The organism is Achromobacter sp. MFA1 R4 (assembly GCF_900156745.1).
In the GTDB taxonomy this organism is placed as follows: Bacteria; Pseudomonadota; Gammaproteobacteria; order Burkholderiales; family Burkholderiaceae_B; genus Achromobacter.
Map to the genome: position 1 here is coordinate 6,157,676 of NZ_LT707065.1, position 17,450 is coordinate 6,175,125.

At 65.5% G+C, this 17,450-nt stretch carries 14 protein-coding genes and 1 tRNA gene; 5 read left to right on the forward strand and 10 right to left on the reverse strand.

Features of this window, described 5'->3' with window-relative positions:
* Window positions 1-39 precede the first annotated feature (39 nt).
* From BXA00_RS28225 to leuC, 10 genes are all read right to left on the reverse strand, one after another.
* Entirely contained in the window at window positions 40-753 is a 714-nt protein-coding gene (locus BXA00_RS28225) for a hypothetical protein (protein WP_076521670.1), read from the reverse strand.
* A gap of 327 nt (window positions 754-1,080) precedes the next feature.
* Window positions 1,081-1,157, reverse strand: a tRNA-Val gene (locus BXA00_RS28230).
* Window positions 1,158-1,344: 187 nt separating this feature from the next.
* Complete coding sequence (locus tag BXA00_RS28235) at window positions 1,345-2,007, reverse strand: phosphoribosylanthranilate isomerase (RefSeq protein WP_076521671.1); 663 nt, start codon at window positions 2,005-2,007, stop codon at window positions 1,345-1,347.
* A gap of 74 nt (window positions 2,008-2,081) precedes the next feature.
* Window positions 2,082-3,299, reverse strand: a complete 1,218-nt coding sequence (locus BXA00_RS28240; RefSeq protein ID WP_083714357.1) for a TRAP transporter substrate-binding protein — start codon at window positions 3,297-3,299, stop codon at window positions 2,082-2,084.
* Window positions 3,300-3,352: 53 nt separating this feature from the next.
* Entirely contained in the window at window positions 3,353-4,159 is an 807-nt protein-coding gene (gene truA / locus BXA00_RS28245; protein ID WP_076521672.1) for a tRNA pseudouridine(38-40) synthase TruA, read from the reverse strand.
* A 3-nt stretch (window positions 4,160-4,162) separates the two neighbouring features.
* Window positions 4,163-6,154 (reverse strand): FimV family protein, encoded by a 1,992-nt coding sequence (locus tag BXA00_RS28250; RefSeq protein WP_076521673.1) that lies wholly within the window; start codon window positions 6,152-6,154, stop codon window positions 4,163-4,165.
* Window positions 6,155-6,394: 240 nt separating this feature from the next.
* Window positions 6,395-7,525, reverse strand: coding sequence for an aspartate-semialdehyde dehydrogenase (asd, locus tag BXA00_RS28255; RefSeq protein WP_076521674.1), 1,131 nt, complete (start codon window positions 7,523-7,525; stop codon window positions 6,395-6,397).
* 209 nt (window positions 7,526-7,734) lie between these two features.
* Entirely contained in the window at window positions 7,735-8,811 is a 1,077-nt protein-coding gene (gene leuB, locus BXA00_RS28260; protein ID WP_076521675.1) for a 3-isopropylmalate dehydrogenase, read from the reverse strand.
* A 31-nt stretch (window positions 8,812-8,842) separates the two neighbouring features.
* A complete protein-coding gene (gene leuD / locus BXA00_RS28265) occupies window positions 8,843-9,493 on the reverse strand; it encodes a 3-isopropylmalate dehydratase small subunit (protein WP_076521676.1) in 651 nt (216 codons plus the stop codon).
* 23 nt (window positions 9,494-9,516) lie between these two features.
* Window positions 9,517-10,920: a 3-isopropylmalate dehydratase large subunit gene (gene leuC / locus BXA00_RS28270; protein ID WP_076521677.1), complete on the reverse strand. Its 1,404-nt coding sequence runs from the start codon at window positions 10,918-10,920 to the stop codon at window positions 9,517-9,519.
* A gap of 529 nt (window positions 10,921-11,449) precedes the next feature.
* Here leuC and BXA00_RS28275 point away from each other — a divergent pair.
* From BXA00_RS28275 to BXA00_RS28295, 5 genes are read left to right on the forward strand one after another with little or no spacing between them, the layout of a single operon-like run.
* On the forward strand, window positions 11,450-12,955 hold the full coding sequence (locus BXA00_RS28275; protein ID WP_076521678.1) for a TolC family outer membrane protein: 1,506 nt from the start codon (window positions 11,450-11,452) through the stop codon (window positions 12,953-12,955).
* Window positions 12,956-12,980: 25 nt separating this feature from the next.
* A complete protein-coding gene (locus BXA00_RS28280) occupies window positions 12,981-13,193 on the forward strand; it encodes a hypothetical protein (RefSeq protein ID WP_076521679.1) in 213 nt (70 codons plus the stop codon).
* Complete coding sequence (locus BXA00_RS28285; protein WP_076521680.1) at window positions 13,177-15,342, forward strand: type I secretion system permease/ATPase; 2,166 nt, start codon at window positions 13,177-13,179, stop codon at window positions 15,340-15,342. The genes BXA00_RS28280 and BXA00_RS28285 overlap by 17 nt, the downstream gene beginning before the upstream one ends.
* A 7-nt stretch (window positions 15,343-15,349) precedes the next feature.
* Complete coding sequence (locus tag BXA00_RS28290) at window positions 15,350-16,771, forward strand: HlyD family type I secretion periplasmic adaptor subunit (protein WP_076521681.1); 1,422 nt, start codon at window positions 15,350-15,352, stop codon at window positions 16,769-16,771.
* A gap of 19 nt (window positions 16,772-16,790) precedes the next feature.
* On the forward strand, window positions 16,791-17,447 hold the full coding sequence (locus BXA00_RS28295) for a response regulator transcription factor (protein WP_076521682.1): 657 nt from the start codon (window positions 16,791-16,793) through the stop codon (window positions 17,445-17,447).
* Window positions 17,448-17,450 lie beyond the last annotated feature (3 nt).

Here is a 17,450-nt window from a genome sequence, read left to right on the forward strand (position 1 = left end):
CCGGTCACGTTGCCGCCCCGCGCGGGCGCGGCGCTGGTCTCACGACGAGGCAGGCTCCGGCATCCTGGCGCGCAGCATCCGCACGAAATCCGCGCTGGGGCTGCCCCCGGCGGCGCGCGACTTATGGACCATGGCCCACGCTTCGCCGAACTGGCCGCGCGAATAGTAGGCGGTCGCCCACGAGGCATACAGATAGCCCTTGTCCGGCTCCACGGCCTCGCCCTTGCGATACCACTCGTCCGAACGCGCCGTGGCCGCGATGCGGGCCTCGGGCGGCAGCGTCTTGTCCTCCGCCGCGCAACGCGCCGCGATCCGGCCGGCATCCGCATAAAGGCCCCGAAACGTCGGCGGGTTCAAGCTCATTGCCCGATCCATCATGCTCATCGCCTGGCATACCTTGCGCTGGTCTTCGAGCAACGCCGCAAAGCCCGCATACACTTCGGGATTGTCCGGGTTCAGCAACCAGGCCTGATTGAAGCGCCGCATGGCCAGGCCAGACTGGTTTTCACGATGCAGGCGGTATCCCTGCTCAATCTTCGCCTGCGCGGCCGCGCTCGGAGATCCGAACTTTTTCGTCGCCTCCACGGCCTGCTGCTCGTCGCCTGCCCGCAACGCCGCAACCGCGCGGCGATCGCCGCCGGCATACATCGGCGCTTCCTCGGGACGCGCCTGCGCTGGCGCAGGTGCCTTGATTGCGCAGGCCGGCAGCCACAGCAACTGGGCCAGAAGTATCGCCTTCAGAATGGATTGCATGGGCGGGCTTTGATGGGGGAAAGACGGAATATACCGGCAGTATGGGATGGGGTGCCGATGATGCCTGCTGGTTTGGCTGCTGGAAGCCCAAGACCGTGGCGCATTATCTTCTCGCCTCTGAAGCGGCATTTTTGTAATCAACCTGCATACCGCAAATCAGTTAGCCGCCATCGACGCGGCAAAATGGACGCGGCAAAAATGCGCCACCCGATCCGGATACTGCGCGAAAATCGGGAAGAAATGCAAAAAGCCGCGAAGTCATATGACTTACGCGGCTTTTCAGGTCTGTGTCCGACTAGCTCTATTGAACACACCTTTGCAGGAATTTGGTAGGCGGTATTGGAATCGAACCAACGACCTCCACGATGTCAACGTGGCGCTCTAACCAGCTGAGCTAACCGCCTGCAAAGAAGAAGAATTATATAGTGCTTTTTTAAACTATGCAAATCGTCTTGGAAGATTTTTTGCATTTTTTATTGCGGCTTTTGCGCTTTGGGGATCGGCTTAGCTCAGTTTGGCTAACGCCCTTTCACCCTTGCACAACGCATTTGGAAGATTAATTCCGCATGCCTCGCAAGTCAGGCACTACTACTAATTACCCTTCAACTTCGTGTCTGCGTCATGTGCCGCAGCAACGAAGAACGAAATTCTATCAGAACTTTTTATTCCTTGCTCGACTTCAACGCCACTACTCACATCGATCGCCCAAGGACGCACCTTTTCGATCGCGGCGCCCACGTTCTCGGCGTTCAATCCGCCGGACAGGATCAAGGGACGCGAGACCGGATCGGCCCGCACGTCGTCGAGCAGCGCGTAATCGAATCCGTGTCCGCTCCCGCCGTAGCCCGCGCTGTAGCTGTCGAACAGCCAGCCCGCCGCCTCGCCGTACGCGCGGCACGCCGAGGCCAGCGTGTCCGCCGTATCCAGGCCGGGCGCGCCGGCGCGGAAAGCCCGCAGGAAGCGGTGGCCGAAGCGCGCGCAGTCCAGCGGCGATTCGTCGCCATGGAATTGCAGCAGGTCGGGGCCGACTTCGCCCTGCACGGTGCGCACAAGCTCGTCTTCGGCATTCACGAAAAGCGCGACGACATCGACGAATGCCGGCACCGCGCGGCGCAGTTGCGCGGCGCGGGTCGGCGTGAGGCAACGCTTGCTCTTCGGATAGAAGACGAAGCCAATCGCGTCCGCGCCGGCCGAGACGGCGGCGTCGATGTCTTCTTCGCGGGTCAGCCCGCAGATCTTGATGCGTGTACGCATGGCATTTTCGAGAGGAATGTGGTCCCGCGGCGACTTGCCGGGGCCAGGGGATTATGTCCCGGGCGCTGGCGGGGCTAGGTGCCCTGCGCGCCCAGCGTGGCCACCATGTTGTCGAAGCTGCCCTCGGCCATGCGGGACCACGGGGCCTGCTTGTTGCGGAAAGCCAGCATGCTGTCGTAGAGCCGCTTGAACATCGGGTCTTTGGCGCTGAGTTCATTGTAAGCCGCCAGCGAGGCCTCGTAGCAGGCCTGCAGGACCGGCCTCGGGAACGCTTTCAGTTGCGCGCCCTGCGACACCAGCCGGCGCAGCGCGTCCGGATTGCCGGCATCGTACTGGGCGATCATGTTGCCGGTGGCCATGGCGCAGGCCAGCGACAGCGCGGACTGGAAGGGCTTCGGTAATTCGTCGTACGCGGCCTTGTTCACGTAGAGCGACAATTGCTGGGTCCCCGCCCACCACCCCGGGAAATAGTAGTTGCGCGCCACTTTGTAAAGGGAAAGGCGCTCGTCGTCGTAGGGACCGATCCACGCCACCGCGTCCACGCGGCCATCTTCCAGCGCGGCGTAGGCCTGTTCCACGGGTATGTCGACGGGCACGGCGCCCAGACGCGCCAGCACGTGGCGGGCAAAGCCGCCCGCGTGCACCTTGAGGCCGCGCAGGTCATCGACCGTCTTGATTTCACCGCGAAACCACCCTCCCATCTGCGCGCCGGTTTGGCCGCAAGGAAAGTTCAGAATGCCGTATCTGCCGAACGCCTCGCGCGTGAGCGTCAGGCCTTCGCCCTGGTTCATCCACGCGTTCATCTGGCGGGTGTTCAGCCCGAACGGCACGCAGGCATCGAACGAGAGGGCCGGGTCGGTATCGAAATAGCGGGTGGACACCGTGTGGCCGCAGTCGACGTCGCGGCGCTGCACGGCTTGCAGGACTTGGTCGGGCCGCGGCAGTTTGCCGGCCGGCAGGATTTCGATGACGAAGCGCCCTTCCGTGACATCGGCCACGTAGCGGGCGACGTCTTCGGCGCCGGCAAAGAGCGTGGGCGACTCGTTCGGGAAGGTCGAGGCCAATCGCCAGGTCAGCCGGGGCGCCTCCTGCACGATGGCGGGCGCATCGGCGGCGGCGGGCGGGGCGGGCGGCACGGTGCCCGGCGCGTCGGGGACGGCGGGCGCGGCATCCGGTGCCGGGGGCAGCGCATCCTGCGCGACGCCGGACGCATCCTGGGCGACGGCCTTGCCCAACACGGCGCCGCCCGCGGCGGCCAAGGCGGTTTGCTTCAAAAACGCGCGGCGTTGCATGACGCATGCCTCCGATAAGGCGCGGGAATGCGCCGCCGGGGTGGCGGCGTCCCTCAGGATTGAGTAAAGGGCGACAACAGCGTGGCCCCGCCGTCGAGTTCCTGCAGGCCGAAGGTGTCGGGATAGTCGATGGCGGCCAGATACAGGCCATCGGGCGCGAACGTGGGCGCGCCCCGCCTGCGGTCACGCCAGGCCAGGAGCTGCGGCATCCAGTCGACCGATTCCCTGCCCTGCCCGATCTGCAGCAGCGCGCCCATGATGTTGCGCACCATGTGGTGCAGGAATGCATTCGCCTTCAGCGTGAACACCAGGAATGGCCCCCGCTCCTCGATGTCCAGGCGATGCATGTACCGCACCGGGTGCTTGGCCTGGCATTGCGACGACCGGAAGCTGGAAAAGTCGTGCTCGCCGATCAAGGCCTTCGCCGCCTCGCGCATGGCGTCCACGTCCAGCGGCTGGAAGCACCAGCCGGCACGCCCTGCCCACAGCGCCGGACGAACCCGGCCACGCCAGAGCAGGTATACATAGGTGCGTGCGCGAGCGGAAAAACGCGCATGGAATTCGTCGGAGACTTCCTGGGCCCACTGCACCGAAATGCTGGGCGGCAGGAACGCGTTCACGCCGCGCACCCAGGATTCCGTTCTGCGGTTCAGCGTGGTGTCCAGATGGACCACCTGCATTGCCCCGTGCACACCGGTGTCGGTGCGGCCGGCGCAGATCGTGGGGACCGGCTCGGCAACGCCGCAGAAACTGGCCAGGGCGGACTCCAGCGAGTCCTGCACCGTCTGCCGGTGCGGCTGTGTCTGCCAACCCTGCCAGGCGGAGCCGTCATACGCCAGCCCCAATGCAACTCTAGACATGCTTCAAACCCGAGGACCGCCGACACGGCGCGGTTCGTCCGTGGGCGGTACGTCCAGGTCGAGATTGATGGTGTCGAGCCTGCGGTTCAGCGCTGCCGTGTCCAGCACCGGCTCGTTGTCGGTATAGCTATCCTCGTCATCGTCATCGCGCCGTGCGCCAGCCCGGCGCAACAGCCAGGCGATGGCGAAGGCGACGAGCGCCAGCACCGCGGTAACGATTACGAGCAGATTGTCGGCCAGCCAGCCGGGCATGCCCGGCTGATCGGTCTTGTCGGGGAGCGTGCCGACGGGCTTGTCGGATGCGGCGGGCGACGATCCGGCCGCGCCGGGGGAGCCTGCTGCGCCCGGCGTGCCTGCTGTGCCCGAAGTACCTGCTGTGCCCGAAGTCCCTGCTGCGCCCGGTGCACCTGCAGTGCCCGGCGTGCCCGCTGCACCCGGCGTGCCTGCCACACCCGGGGTGCCTGCTGTGCCCGGCGTGCCTGCTGTGCCCGACGTGCCTGCTGCGCCCGGCGTGCCTGCTGCACCCGGCGTGCCTGCTGCGCCCGGCGTGCCTGCTGCACCCGGCGTGCCTGCTGCGCCTGGCGTACCTGCTGCGCCCGGCGTGCCTGCTGCACCCGGCGTGCCTGCTGCGCCCGGCGTCCCTGCTGCGCCCGGCGTGCCTGCTGCCCCCGGCGCACCTGCCGTGCCCGGCGTGCCTGCCGTGCCCGGCGTGCCTGCTGCGCCCGGCGTACCTGCTGCGCCCGGCGTACCTGCTGCGCCCGGCGTACCCGCTGCGCCCGGCGTACCTGCCGTGCCCGGCGTGCCTGCTGCGCCCGAAGTACCTGCCGTGCCCGGTGCGCCTGCTGCGCCCGGCGTCCCCGCTGCGCCCGGCGTACCTGCCGTGCCCGGCGTGCCTGCTGCGCCCGAAGTACCTGCCGCACCAGAGGAGCCAGCAGCGCCCGTGGCTCCCGCCCCGGCCGATTGCTGGGCGACGGCCTTGGTCAGGTCGTCGACGTTGCTTTGAAGCTGGTCCACGCGTCCGCGCGCGTCCGCCAGGGCGCGTTCGGATGAGGTCTTGGCATCAGCCTGCGCCTCGGCCTGGGCGGCGGCGCTGTCCTGCGCCTGGCCGGTGGACAGGCGCACACGGTCCTGCGCCGGCGCTGCGCTGGCCACGCCCGCGTCGGCCGGCGGAGCGACGGTGCCGGAGGCGGCGTCCTGTCCCTTGACGACCGAGGGGTTCGCGCCTGCTGCCGCCCCCACGCGACCGCGGTACTTGGCGTAGGCCTCGGCATGTTCGTTGAAGATGCGGCGCGCTTCGGCCGGATCAATGGCGCGCACCGTGGCGGCATCTGGAATCTTGAGCGTCTGGCCGGCGCGCACCAGATTCATGTTGTTCTGGATGAAGGCCTGCGGATTGGCGCGCCACAATGCCACCAGCATCTGGTAGACCGACGCGTTGGGCACGGCATTGCGCTGGGCGATGGCGAAAAGGTAGTCGCCCGATTTCACCGTGACGGAGCCCGCCGTCCCGCCAGCCCTGGCCGGCGCGCCGACGGCGGCGGGCGTGATGTCTGCGCCGGTACCGCGCAGGGGCACCAGGATGCTGACCTGCACCTGCCGCTGGCCCGAACTGGAATTGATGTCGAGCAGCAGGTCGACAGCGCCGCTCGCAGGCGCCTGCACAGACCGCACCCGCAAATTCTTGCGCGTGGGATCCATGCCGTTCTCGACCCGGACCACCATGCTGGCCAACGGCACCGGCGGCTTGACGCCGGCGCGCTGCCACGCAGCTTCGTCAGCAATGGACACCTTGAGCGAGCTGATCTCTTCGGGCGTCAATTCCTGCAGGCCCACCAGCGCCTGCAGCGGCGCGCCGGGCACGGAAACGACGCGCGAATGCCCCACGCGCATGGCCAGCGCCGAACCGCAGACGCTTGAACCGATCGCCAGCGCAATTGCCCACTGAAGGGTCTTCAAACGGCGGGCATGCTTCACTTGGCGCGAACGCTGGGTCATAAGCTGGAATTCCGTTCTTGTAATCGAATTACGGGCTTAGGCCCATTCGCGCCATTTGCAGCGCAAAAAAAGGCCTCAATTCACCCGAAAAGTGTAATGGATCAAGCGCATTTCACAAACCTGAAAGGGGCATGCACCTTGGCCGGCGGGCACACGCGCCGCAAAAAACAAGGGCACCCAAAGGTGCCCTGATTGCTGTGGCGAAGGTCCGGGCAGCCCGACGCGCCGCCCGGCCGGGCATCAGGCTTCGTTCAGCGCAATGCGCAGCATGCGGCGCAGCGGTTCGGCGGCGCCCCACAGGAGCTGGTCGCCGACCGTGAAGGCGCCCAGGTACTGCGAACCCATCGACAGCTTGCGCAGGCGTCCCACCGGGATGTCCAGCGTGCCGGTGACGGCGACCGGGGTGAGCGCCGAGACGGTGGCTTCCTTGGTGTTGGGAACGACCTTGGCCCACTGCGTGCCCTGCGCGATGAGGGCTTCGATTTCGTCGAGCGACACGTCGCGCTTGAGTTTGATGGTCAGCGCCTGGCTGTGGCAGCGCATCGCGCCGATGCGCACGCACAGGCCGTCGATCGGGGTGGCGGGCGTGCCGAAGGCGGCGCCGCGGCCCAGGATCTTGTTGGTCTCGACCTCGCCCTTCCATTCTTCCTTGGACATCCCGTCGCCCAGGTCCTTGTCGATCCAGGGAATCAGGTTGCCGCCCAGCGGCACGCCAAAGTGCTCGTGGGGCAGCGCAGCGTCCTTCTGCTTGGCCAGCACGCCACGGTCGATTTCCAGGATGGCCGACGCGGGGTCGTCCAGCAGGGGCTTGACCGACTGGTTGATCTCGCCGAACTGGGTCAGCAGTTCACGCATGTGCTGCGCGCCGCCGCCGGACGCGGCCTGGTACGTCATGGAGGTCATCCATTCGACCAGGTCGTTGTTGAAGAGGCCCGCCAGGCCCATCAGCATGCAGCTCACCGTGCAGTTGCCGCCGATGAAGTTGCGCACGCCGCGCTTTAGGGCCGCGTCGATCACCGGACGATTGACCGGATCCAGCACGATGATGGCGTCGTCGGCCATGCGCAGGGTGCTGGCCGCGTCGATCCAGATGCCGTTCCAGCCCGCGCCGCGCAGCTTGGGATAGACCTCGGAGGTGTAGTCCCCGCCTTGCGCCGTCACGATGATCGGCAGTTTTTTCAGAGCGTCGATGTTGTAGGCGTCTTGCAGCGGGCCCGCGCCGGTCGCCCAAGTGGGCGCCGCGCCGCCAGCGTTGCTGGTGGAGAAAAACACCGGTTCGATCAGTGCGAAGTCGTTCTCGTCGCGCATGCGTTGCATGAGCACCGAGCCGACCATACCGCGCCAGCCGACAAGGCCTACTGCTTGATTCATTTCAATCGCTCTTTAAATGGGGTGACAAGATGGGAGGGGAAATTCCGTGCAATTCAACAATTTATCAGAATGCACGCGGGGATGTTGCGATGCAGCTAGAAAAAAACGGGGCCAGGAAGCGGAAGGGGCCGCGCGGGCAGCCCCTTCCCTCTACCTATATATATCCATACAGATCTATATGGATGGCTGTGAAACCAGCCCGCGCCCTGTCAGGCCAGCGCCTTGAGCACGGCGTCGCCCATGCCGGCGGTGCTGACCTTGGTCGTGCCGGGTTCGAAGATGTCGGCGGTGCGAAGACCGCTGGCCAGCACGCTGCGCACCGCCTCTTCGATGCGGTCGGCCTGCGGCGCGAGGTTCAGCGAATAGCGCAGCAGCATCGCGGCCGACAGGATCGTGGCGAGCGGGTTGGCGATGCCCTGCCCCGCGATATCCGGCGCCGAACCGTGGCTGGGTTCGTACAGGCCCTGGCCACCAGCGTTGAGCGACGCCGAGGGCAGCATGCCGATCGAGCCGGTCAGCATGGCCGCCTCGTCCGAGAGAATGTCGCCGAACAGGTTGCCGGTGACGATGACGTCGAACTGGCGCGGATTGCGCACGAGCTGCATGGCGGCGTTGTCGACATACATATGCGACAGCTCGACGTCCGGGTACTCGCGCGCCACCTCGATGACGATGTCGCGCCAGAACTGCGAGGTCTCCAGCACGTTGGCCTTGTCGACGCTGCACAGCTTCTTGTTGCGCTTTTGGGCCGACTCGAAGCCGATGCGCGCAATGCGGCGCACTTCGGATTCGGCGTAGCGCATGGTGTCGTAGCCTTCGCGCTCGCCGGTGAACGCGCCGTCCGGCGACGAACGCACGCCGCGCGGCGTGCCGAAATAGATGTCGCCGGTGAGCTCGCGGATGATCAGGATGTCCAGGCCCGACACGATCTCGGGCTTGAGCGACGAGGCGCTTGCCAGTTCCGGATACAGAATCGCCGGACGCAGGTTGGCGAACAGGCCCAGGGCCTTGCGCAGGCCCAGGATGGCCTGTTCCGGCCGGAATTCACGCGGCAGGCTGTCGTACTTCCAGTCGCCGACCGCGCCGAACAGCACGGCGTGCGATTCCTTGGCGAGGTTCAGCGTGGCGGGCGGCAGGGGGTGTTCGAACTGGTCGAATGCCGCGCCGCCGACCGGCGCCTGCTTGATGTCCAAGGGCACGTCCAGCGCCTTCAGGACGCGCACGGCCTGTTCGACGATTTCCGGGCCGATGCCGTCGCCGGGCAAGACTGCGATGTTGTGGGTCATTGAGAGCGTTCCTGTGGTCGATGGGTAGTGATCAGGCGACCGGGCGGCTTTCCAGCCACGGGTGGCGGGCCAGGCGCTCGGCTTCGAAGGCGCGGATCTTGTCGGCGTGGCGCAGCGTCAGGCCGATGTCGTCCAGGCCATTGAGAAGGCAATACTTGCGGAAGGGCTCGATGTCAAAGCCCATGGCGCGGCCATCCGCGGCGATCACGACCTGGCGGTCGAGGTCGATGTTCAGCTTGTAGCCGGGGAAGGCCTTCACTTCGTCAAAGAGGCGCGCCACTTCCAGCTCGGACAGCACGATCGGCAAGAGGCCGTTCTTGAAGCTGTTGTTGAAAAAGATGTCGGCGTAGGACGGCGCGATGATGGCGCGAAAGCCGAACTGGGTCAGCGCCCACGGCGCGTGCTCGCGGCTGGAACCGCAACCGAAGTTCTTGCGGGCCAGCAGGATCGAGGCGCCCTGGTAGCGCGGCTGATTCAGCACGAAATCCGGGTTCAGCGGACGCTTGCTGTTGTCCATGCCCGGTTCGCCGTGGTCCAGGTAACGCAGCTCGTCGAACAGGTTGGGCCCGAAGCCCGTGCGCTGGATGGACTTGAGGAACTGCTTGGGGATGATGAGGTCCGTGTCGACGTTTTCGCGGTCGAGCGGCGCCACCAGGCCTTCGTGAGTGGTAAATGCTTGCATGTTGTTTACTCGATGCTAGACGCTTAACGGAACGTGCGGACGTCGACGAAATGGCCGGCGACAGCCGCGGCGGCGGCCATGGCCGGGCTGACCAGGTGCGTGCGGCCGCCCTGTCCCTGCCGTCCCTCGAAATTGCGGTTGGAGGTCGAAGCGCAGCGCTCGCCGGGTTCGAGGCGGTCGGCGTTCATGGCCAGGCACATCGAACAGCCCGGTTCACGCCATTCGAAGCCGGCTTCGATGAAAATCTTGTCCAGCCCTTCGCGCTCGGCCTGTTGCTTCACCAGGCCGGAGCCGGGCACCACCATCGCCTGCCGCACATTGGACGCCACGCGCTTGCCGCGCGCCACCACGGCCGCCGCGCGCAGATCTTCGATGCGGGAGTTGGTGCAGGAGCCGATGAACACGCGATCCACGCGGATGTCGGTCAGCGGCATGTTGGGCTTCAGGCCCATGTATTCGAGCGCGCGCTCCATGCCGCTGCGGCGCACATCGTCCTTTTCACGGTCGGGGTCCGGCACGCGGGAATCGACCGGCAGCACCATTTCCGGCGACGTGCCCCAGGTCACCTGCGGCTTGATGTCGCGCGCATCGACTTGCACCACCGTATCAAACTTGGCGCCTTCGTCGGTGTGCAGGGTGCGCCAGTACTTGACTGCCTGGTCCCACACGATGCCCGTGGGGGCAAAGGGGCGTCCGCGGAAGTATTCGATGGTCTTGTCGTCGACCGCCACCATGCCCGAACGCGCGCCGGCTTCGATCGCCATGTTGCAGACGGTCATGCGGCCCTCGACGGTCAGCGCGCGGATCGTGCTGCCGGCGAACTCGATTGCGTGGCCCGTGCCGCCGGCCGTGCCGATGATGCCGATGATGTGCAGCACGACGTCCTTGGCGGTACAGCCGAAAGGCAGTTCGCCTTCGACCTTGATCAGCATGCTCTTGGCTTTCTTCATGAGCAGCGTCTGCGTCGCGAGCACGTGCTCGACCTCGGACGTGCCGATGCCGAAGGCCAGCGCGCCCAGCGCGCCGTGCGTGCTGGTGTGCGAGTCGCCACAGACCACCGTCATGCCCGGCAGGGTGGCGCCCTGCTCCGGCCCGATGACGTGCACGATGCCCTGGCGCAGGTCGTTCATGCGGAATTCGGTAATGCCGTACTTGCCGCAGTTGGCGTCCAGCGTGTCGACCTGCAGGCGCGAGATCGGATCGTCGATGCCCTGGGCGCGATTCAGGGTGGGCACGTTGTGGTCGGCCACCGCGAGGTTGGCGCCGGTGCGCCACGGCTTGCGGCCGGCCAGCGTCAGCCCTTCGAACGCCTGCGGGCTGGTGACCTCGTGCAGCAGGTGGCGGTCGATATAGAGCAGACAGGTGCCGTCTGATTCCTGGTGGACGATGTGGGCGTCCCAGAGTTTGTCGTAAAGGGTTTGGGCCATGGATGCGCTCTGCAAATAGACAATCCGGCTCGAGCCTCGCGCGAGGGTAAAAGGCTACCCTGCCGCGCCGGCTGCTGCGGCATGAGGGAATTATGCCCAGCCCCCAAACCTAGTACAAGCACACCTGATATACCAGTACTACAACTACCACGCTGCCGGTCGTTACAGGGCAATAACGGGCGTTGTATCGACTTATTACATAACGGGAGCAACGACCCGCCAAATATCCAGCTCGATACAAATTGGTAAACAAAATAGATACAGAACTCTCAAATAGATATAATCGCCTTTCGCTTTGGAGACGTACTCATCGAAATAATACGTAATAATCCGTATTAATAGAAATAATACATTTTCGATTAAGCGGTGTTCGTGCAAATTCAACGAAGTTAGTAGATGTTGCGCGACAATCACATCATGGACCGCCGGCTATAACCATCAAGAATTGACAAATCTTGACTCGCCAAAACTGACATTTGCATACAACATGGCGGCCATTCAATCTCAACTTGACTCGCGAATAATCACTATGGCTTCGTTTTTGCTTAAAAGCACGACCTCGGTCCTTGCCCTTGCATTCGTTCCTGCCGCATTTGCACAGTCCGCCACGCCCGCCGCTACTGAGCCGGCCGGGCAATCGCAAGTGACGTTGAATCAAATCGTCGAGCAGACGCTGCTCAGCAACCCTGAAATCCAGGCCAAGTACCACGACTTCCAGGCTTCGCTCGAAGGCCAGGCCGTCGCCCGCGCCGCCTACTTTCCGCAGATCAACGCACAGGGCTACGTGGGGCGCGAGTGGCGCAACAACGTGCCCGGCGTCGGATCGCAAAGCTGGAACCGTCCGGGCTGGACCGTCGAACTGCGCCAACTGATTTTCGACGGCTTCCGCACCACGAATGACGTCAAGCAGGCCGGCTTTGACAAGCTGGCGCGCTTCTACGACGTGCTGGCCACCAGCGACACCACCGCCTTCTCCGCCGTGCAGGCCTACATCGACCTGCAACGCTACCGCGACATGGAGCTGCTTGCCCGCCAGAATTACTCCCTGCATGAGCAGACCCTCAAGCAGATCGGCGAGCGCACGGAATCCGGCGTGGGCCGGCGCGTCGACCTGGAACAGGCAGGCGGCCGCCTTTCGCTGGCGCAGACGAACCTGATGACCGAGACGGCCAACCTGCTGGACGTGCAGCAGCGCTTCCAGCGCGTGACCGGCGCCTTCCCGCCCGAATCGATGCAGCCGCCGCCCGACATCAGCGACAAGCTGCCGAAGAATCCCGGCAACTTCAATGAATCGCTGCGCCGCAATCCCAGCTTCCTGTCCAAGCAGGCCGGCCTGCAGGCGGCCCAGGCCGGCGTTCAGTCGTCCAAGGGCGCGTTCTCGCCGAAATTCGAGTTCGTGGCCAGCACGGGACGCGACCAGAACGACCCCACGCCCGAGAACCGCGACATCCAGAGTTCCAGCGTGCAGGTCGTGATGAGCTACAACCTGTACCGCGGCGGCGCGGACTCCGCCCGCGTGCGCCAGACCGCCGCCCAGTCCTACGCCGCCCGCGACATCCGCGACTACACCTGCCGCAACGTACAGCAGGACCTGGCCGTGGCCTGGAACAACATCGTCAGCCTGAACCAGAAGCTGCCCTTCCTGCGCGACCACGAAGTGGCCACCACGAAGGTGCGCGACGCCTACGTGCAGCAGTTCCAGATCGGCCAGCGCTCGCTGCTGGACCTGCTGGACACGGAAAACGAACTGTTCGAATCGCGCCGCGCGCTGACCAATGCCATTTATGATCTGCGCCTTGCGCAGTACCGCTGGCTGGCGTTGTCCCACACCCTGCTGCCGGCGCTGTCGCTGCAACCCGCGCGCAATGAAATGCCCGAGGAGAACGGCAAGCTGGAAGTGTCGGACGAAGTGATCAAGCTGTGCAATTCGACCGTTCCGGACGCCGCCCGCCTGCAGCCCGTGCGCGTGCACTACAACGAAGGCACGCTGCCCCCCACGTTCGTGCCGATGAACGCGCCTGCCGCCAGACCCTGATTGGCGCAATGCGCAAGGAGGCCCAATGGCAACCCAGGGCAATGATTTCTCGCAGTTGGACGCGGACTTTGTCCGCGTCCTGGAAGACTTGATCGACGCGTTGATCGCCAACGGCACCTTGCGCATGACGGATCTGCCCATCCAGGCCCAGCAAAAGCTCACCCAGCGCAAGCAGCAGCGTGCGCGCCTCTCGGAACATCTGGACCTGTTGGATGACGAAGATGGACAAGTTATCTGAATTGGCAGCCCGGGAATGGCGCGCCGACGCGCGCGCCGCGCACGACGATCCCCTGCTGGATTGCCTGGTGGAAATCACCCGCCTGCACGGCGTCGCGGCCACCGCGCAAGCCCTGTCGGCGGGACTGCCCCTGGAAGAGCACCGCCTGACGCCGGCCCTGCTGCCGCGCGCCGCCGCGCGCGCGCAATTGTCGGCGCGCGTGGTCAAGCGCACGCTGGAAGACATATCGCAAGATCTGCTGCCCGCCATCCTGTTGCTCAAGGGTGAACGCGCCTGCCTGCTGCTCAAGAAGGAAGACGGCAAGTACGTGGTCAGCCACCCCGAGCTGGGGGGCAGCGCCATTGAAATGAGCCCGGCCGAACTGGCCGCGCAGTACACCGGCCTGGTCTGCCTGATTCGCCCGCAATTCCGCTTTGACGCCCGGTCGCCGGAAGTCGCCAAGGTGCGCGAACGCCACTGGTTCTGGGCGGCCATCATGGAGAACCGCCGGCTTTACCGCGACGCGCTCGTCGCGGCATTGCTGATCAACCTGTTCGCCATGGCGATGCCGCTCTTCACCATGAACGTGTATGACCGCGTGGTGCCGAACAACGCCGTCGAAACGCTGTGGGTGCTGGCCATCGGCATCACGCTGGTGGTGATCTTCAACATGATCCTGAGCACGGCGCGCTCCCACGTGGTGGACAGCGCCAGCAAGCGCGTGGACGTGCGCCTGTCCGCGCAGATCATGGAACGCGTGCTGGACCTGCGCCTGGAAGGCCGTCCGGTCTCGGTCGGCTCCTTCGCGGCCAACCTGCGCTCGTTCGAATCCATCCGCGATTTCATTGCGTCGGCCACCATCACCACGCTGGTCGACCTGCCCTTCATCCTGCTGTTCCTGGGCGCGCTGGCCTGGATTTCTCCCTGGATGATCCTGCCGCCGCTGGCCGGCATCGTGCTGATCCTGCTGGTGTCGCTGGCAGCGCAGGCGCGCATGGAGGCGTTGACCATGGCCTCGTTCCAGGCGTCGTCGCAGCGCAATGCCACGCTGGTCGAGGCGTTGACCGGGCTGGAAGCCGTCAAGACGCTCAACGCCCAAAGCGCAATCCAGCGCAACTGGGAGCGCGCCACGGAATTCATCGCGCAGACCGGCGGCAAGCTCAAGCTGATCTCGTCGTCCACCGTGGGCTTTGTCCAGGCCGTCCAGCAGCTCGTGTCGATCGCCGTCGTGATCATCGGCGTGTACCTGGCGCAGGAATCTGCCCTGTCCATGGGCGGCATCATCGCCGCGTCCATGATCGCCGGCCGCTGCCTGGCGCCGCTGGGCCAGGTTGCGGGGCTGCTCATGCAGTACCAGAACGCGCGCACGTCGCTGGGCTCGATCGACAACTACATGAAATTGCCGGTCGAACGCCCGGCCGAGGCCGAATTCCTGCACCGTCCCGTGTTTCACGGCGGCCTGGAGTTCCGCGACGTGACCTTCGTCTATCCCGGCAGCACCCAGCCCGTGCTCAAGAAGGTGTCGTTCAAGCTCAAGCCCGGTGAAAAGGTCGGCATCATCGGCCGCATCGGCTCGGGCAAGACGACGCTGGAAAAGCTGGCGCTGGCCCTGTATCAGCCCACGGAAGGGGCCGTGCTGCTGGACGGCGTGGACGTGCGCCAGATCGATCCGGCCGACGTGCGCCGGGCCATCGGCCACGTGCCCCAGGATCCCCTGCTCTTCTACGGCAGCCTCAAGCACAACCTGGCGATGGGCGCGCCCTACGCCGACGACGCCAGCATCCTGGCCGCCGCCAACATGGCCGGCGTGACCGAATTCGCCAACCTGCATCCCAATGGCTTTGACATGATCATCGGCGAGCGCGGCGAATCGCTGTCCGGGGGTCAACGCCAGTCGGTGGCGGTGGCGCGCGCGCTGATCAACGATCCGCCGATCCTGCTGCTCGACGAGCCCAGCAGCAACATGGACCACCAGAGCGAGGCCCAGTTGCGCAAGCGCCTGGGGCAAGCCAGCGCCACCAAGACGATCCTGCTGGTCACGCACCGCACCGCGCTGCTCGAACTGGTGGACCGGCTCATCGTGATCGACAACGGCCATATCGTGGCTGACGGTCCGAAGGAACAGGTGGTCGAGGCCCTGCGTCAGGGACGCGTCGGACGCGGGAGCTGAAAACACCATGCTGAACAATCCTGGAGCCCCCAAGCACGGTTTCTTTGGCAGCCTGCTGCGCGCACCGCGAGACATCTTCGTGTTCTTCTTCAACCGCCTCCTGGACGGCGCGGAGAAAGGCAAACCCGCGAAGCGGTCCGACTACATCGGCAATGCCGAATGGATCATCCACGAGTCGCGGGCCCGCGGTTCGCGCATCCTGCTCTGGACGTCGCTGCTCGCCACGATCGGGCTGCTCGTCTGGGCGGCGCTGGGCAGCATCGACGAAGTGGTCCGCGGCGAAGGCAAGGTCGTGCCGTCCCGACAGGTGCAGATCATCCAGAGCCTGGACGGCGGCATCGTGGAGGAAATCCTGGTGCGCCCCGGCCAGGAGGTCGAGGCGGGGGAAGTCCTGCTGAGAATCGACTCCACCCGGTTTGCCTCGTCGCTGGGCGAAAACAACGCGGAATACCTGTCGCTGCTGGCCAAGGCGGCCCGCCTGAAGGCGCTGGCCACGGGCGACCCCTTTGTCGCGCCCGAGGAAGTGCTCAAGCAGGCGCCCGGACTGGCGGAGATGGAACGCAACGCCTGGCAGGCGCGCAACACGGAACTCAACGCGACCGTCAACGTCGCCCGTGAACAACTCAAGCAGCGCCAGGAAGACCTGCGCGAAACCATCGCCAAGCGAGACCAGGCGTCGGCAAGCTGCGGACTGACCTCGCGCGAACTGCAGGTGACGCGGCCCCTGCTCAAGAGCGGCGCAGTGTCCGAAGTCGACCTGCTGCGCCTGCAGCGCGACGTGGCCCGGTATTGCGGCGAACAGAAAGGCGCCGAGGCGCAGATCGACCGCTTCCAGGCGTCGATCAAGGAAGCCGAAAGCAAGATCCAGGAAACCGAGCTGAACATCCGCAACCAGGCCCGCAGCGAACTGTCCGAAACCAACACCAAGCTCGCCACGCTGCGCGAGGGCAAGGCGGCGCTGGTGGACCGCGTCAAACTGGCCGAAGTGCGCGCCCCGGTGCGCGGCACCATCAAGACCTTGTTCAACAACACGGTCGGCGGCGTGGTGCAGCCCGGCAAGGACATCATCGAGATCGTTCCCAAGGACGACACCCTGCTGCTCGAAGTGCGCATCCAGCCGCGCGACATCGGCTTCCTGCATGCGGACCAGGAGGCGGAGGTGAAATTCACCGCCTACGATTTCGCCATCTACGGCGGCCTGAAAGGCCGGGTGGAACAGATCGGCGCGGACACCGTGACCGATGAGAAAGGCAATTCCTACTACGTCGTGCGGGTGCGCACGGACCGCAGCACGGTAGGCGACAAGCTGTTGCCCATCATCCCCGGGATGGTGGCGGAGGTTCATATCCTGACAGGCAAGCGCACGGTGCTCCAGTACCTGCTCAAGCCCATTCTGCGGGCCAAGGCGAACGCCTTTACCGAACGTTAATGGAGAGCTTCAAGGCCTTATGAAACCCACTCCCGTCCTGTTGATTACGCACGACGATCTGCTGTGGCAGCACTGGCGCGCCCTGGACCCGGCGCGCTGGATGGCCGCCCGCGGGCGAGGCCTGGCCGATCTGCAACGCTGGCGAGAGCAAGGCCGCGCGTTGGCGGTGCTGGACGCCGACGTGCCCAAGCTGCCCTCCTGGCACGATCCTTCGTGGACGCCCGCGCTGGCCGGCCTGCAGGTCGTGGTCGCCAGCGCCAGCCCCAACGACGAACAAGGCACGCAGGCGCTGGGCGCCGGCGCCCACGGCTACTGCCACAGCTACGCGCAGCCCGCGGCGCTGGCGCAGGCCCTGGAGGTCGTCGCCTCGGGCGGCATCTGGATGGGCCGGTCCCTGGTGTCCCGGCTGCTCAAGCTGGTCACCGAGCGTGCGCAGGACGCGTATGCCTGGGACGCAGGCCGGCTGACCGAGCGCGAAATCACCGTCGCGCGCTACGCCGCCAGCGGCCAGGCCAATGCGCAGATCGCCGAAGCGCTGGGCATCACCGAGCGCACCGTCAAGGCGCACCTGTCGGCGGTTTTCGACAAGCTCGGCGTCACCGACCGGCTGCAGCTCGCCCTGCTGGTGCACGGCATTTCCACGCCCGCCGAAGCGCGCACCAAAATCACTGCATAAAAC

Bases quoted from the DNA above. Each gene is read 5' to 3' on its own strand.
- BXA00_RS28225 (WP_076521670.1), bottom strand. From the start codon at position 753: ATGCAATCCATTCTGAAGGCGATACTTCTGGCCCAGTTGCTGTGGCTG.
- BXA00_RS28235 (WP_076521671.1), bottom strand. From the start codon at position 2,007: ATGCGTACACGCATCAAGATCTGCGGGCTGACCCGCGAAGAAGACATC.
- BXA00_RS28240 (WP_083714357.1), bottom strand. From the start codon at position 3,299: ATGCAACGCCGCGCGTTTTTGAAGCAAACCGCCTTGGCCGCCGCGGGC.
- truA (WP_076521672.1), bottom strand. From the start codon at position 4,159: ATGTCTAGAGTTGCATTGGGGCTGGCGTATGACGGCTCCGCCTGGCAG.
- BXA00_RS28250 (WP_076521673.1), bottom strand. From the start codon at position 6,154: ATGACCCAGCGTTCGCGCCAAGTGAAGCATGCCCGCCGTTTGAAGACC.
- asd (WP_076521674.1), bottom strand. From the start codon at position 7,525: ATGAATCAAGCAGTAGGCCTTGTCGGCTGGCGCGGTATGGTCGGCTCG.
- leuB (WP_076521675.1), bottom strand. From the start codon at position 8,811: ATGACCCACAACATCGCAGTCTTGCCCGGCGACGGCATCGGCCCGGAA.
- leuD (WP_076521676.1), bottom strand. From the start codon at position 9,493: ATGCAAGCATTTACCACTCACGAAGGCCTGGTGGCGCCGCTCGACCGC.
- leuC (WP_076521677.1), bottom strand. From the start codon at position 10,920: ATGGCCCAAACCCTTTACGACAAACTCTGGGACGCCCACATCGTCCAC.
- BXA00_RS28275 (WP_076521678.1), top strand. From the start codon at position 11,450: ATGGCTTCGTTTTTGCTTAAAAGCACGACCTCGGTCCTTGCCCTTGCA.
- BXA00_RS28280 (WP_076521679.1), top strand. From the start codon at position 12,981: ATGGCAACCCAGGGCAATGATTTCTCGCAGTTGGACGCGGACTTTGTC.
- BXA00_RS28285 (WP_076521680.1), top strand. From the start codon at position 13,177: ATGGACAAGTTATCTGAATTGGCAGCCCGGGAATGGCGCGCCGACGCG.
- BXA00_RS28290 (WP_076521681.1), top strand. From the start codon at position 15,350: ATGCTGAACAATCCTGGAGCCCCCAAGCACGGTTTCTTTGGCAGCCTG.
- BXA00_RS28295 (WP_076521682.1), top strand. From the start codon at position 16,791: ATGAAACCCACTCCCGTCCTGTTGATTACGCACGACGATCTGCTGTGG.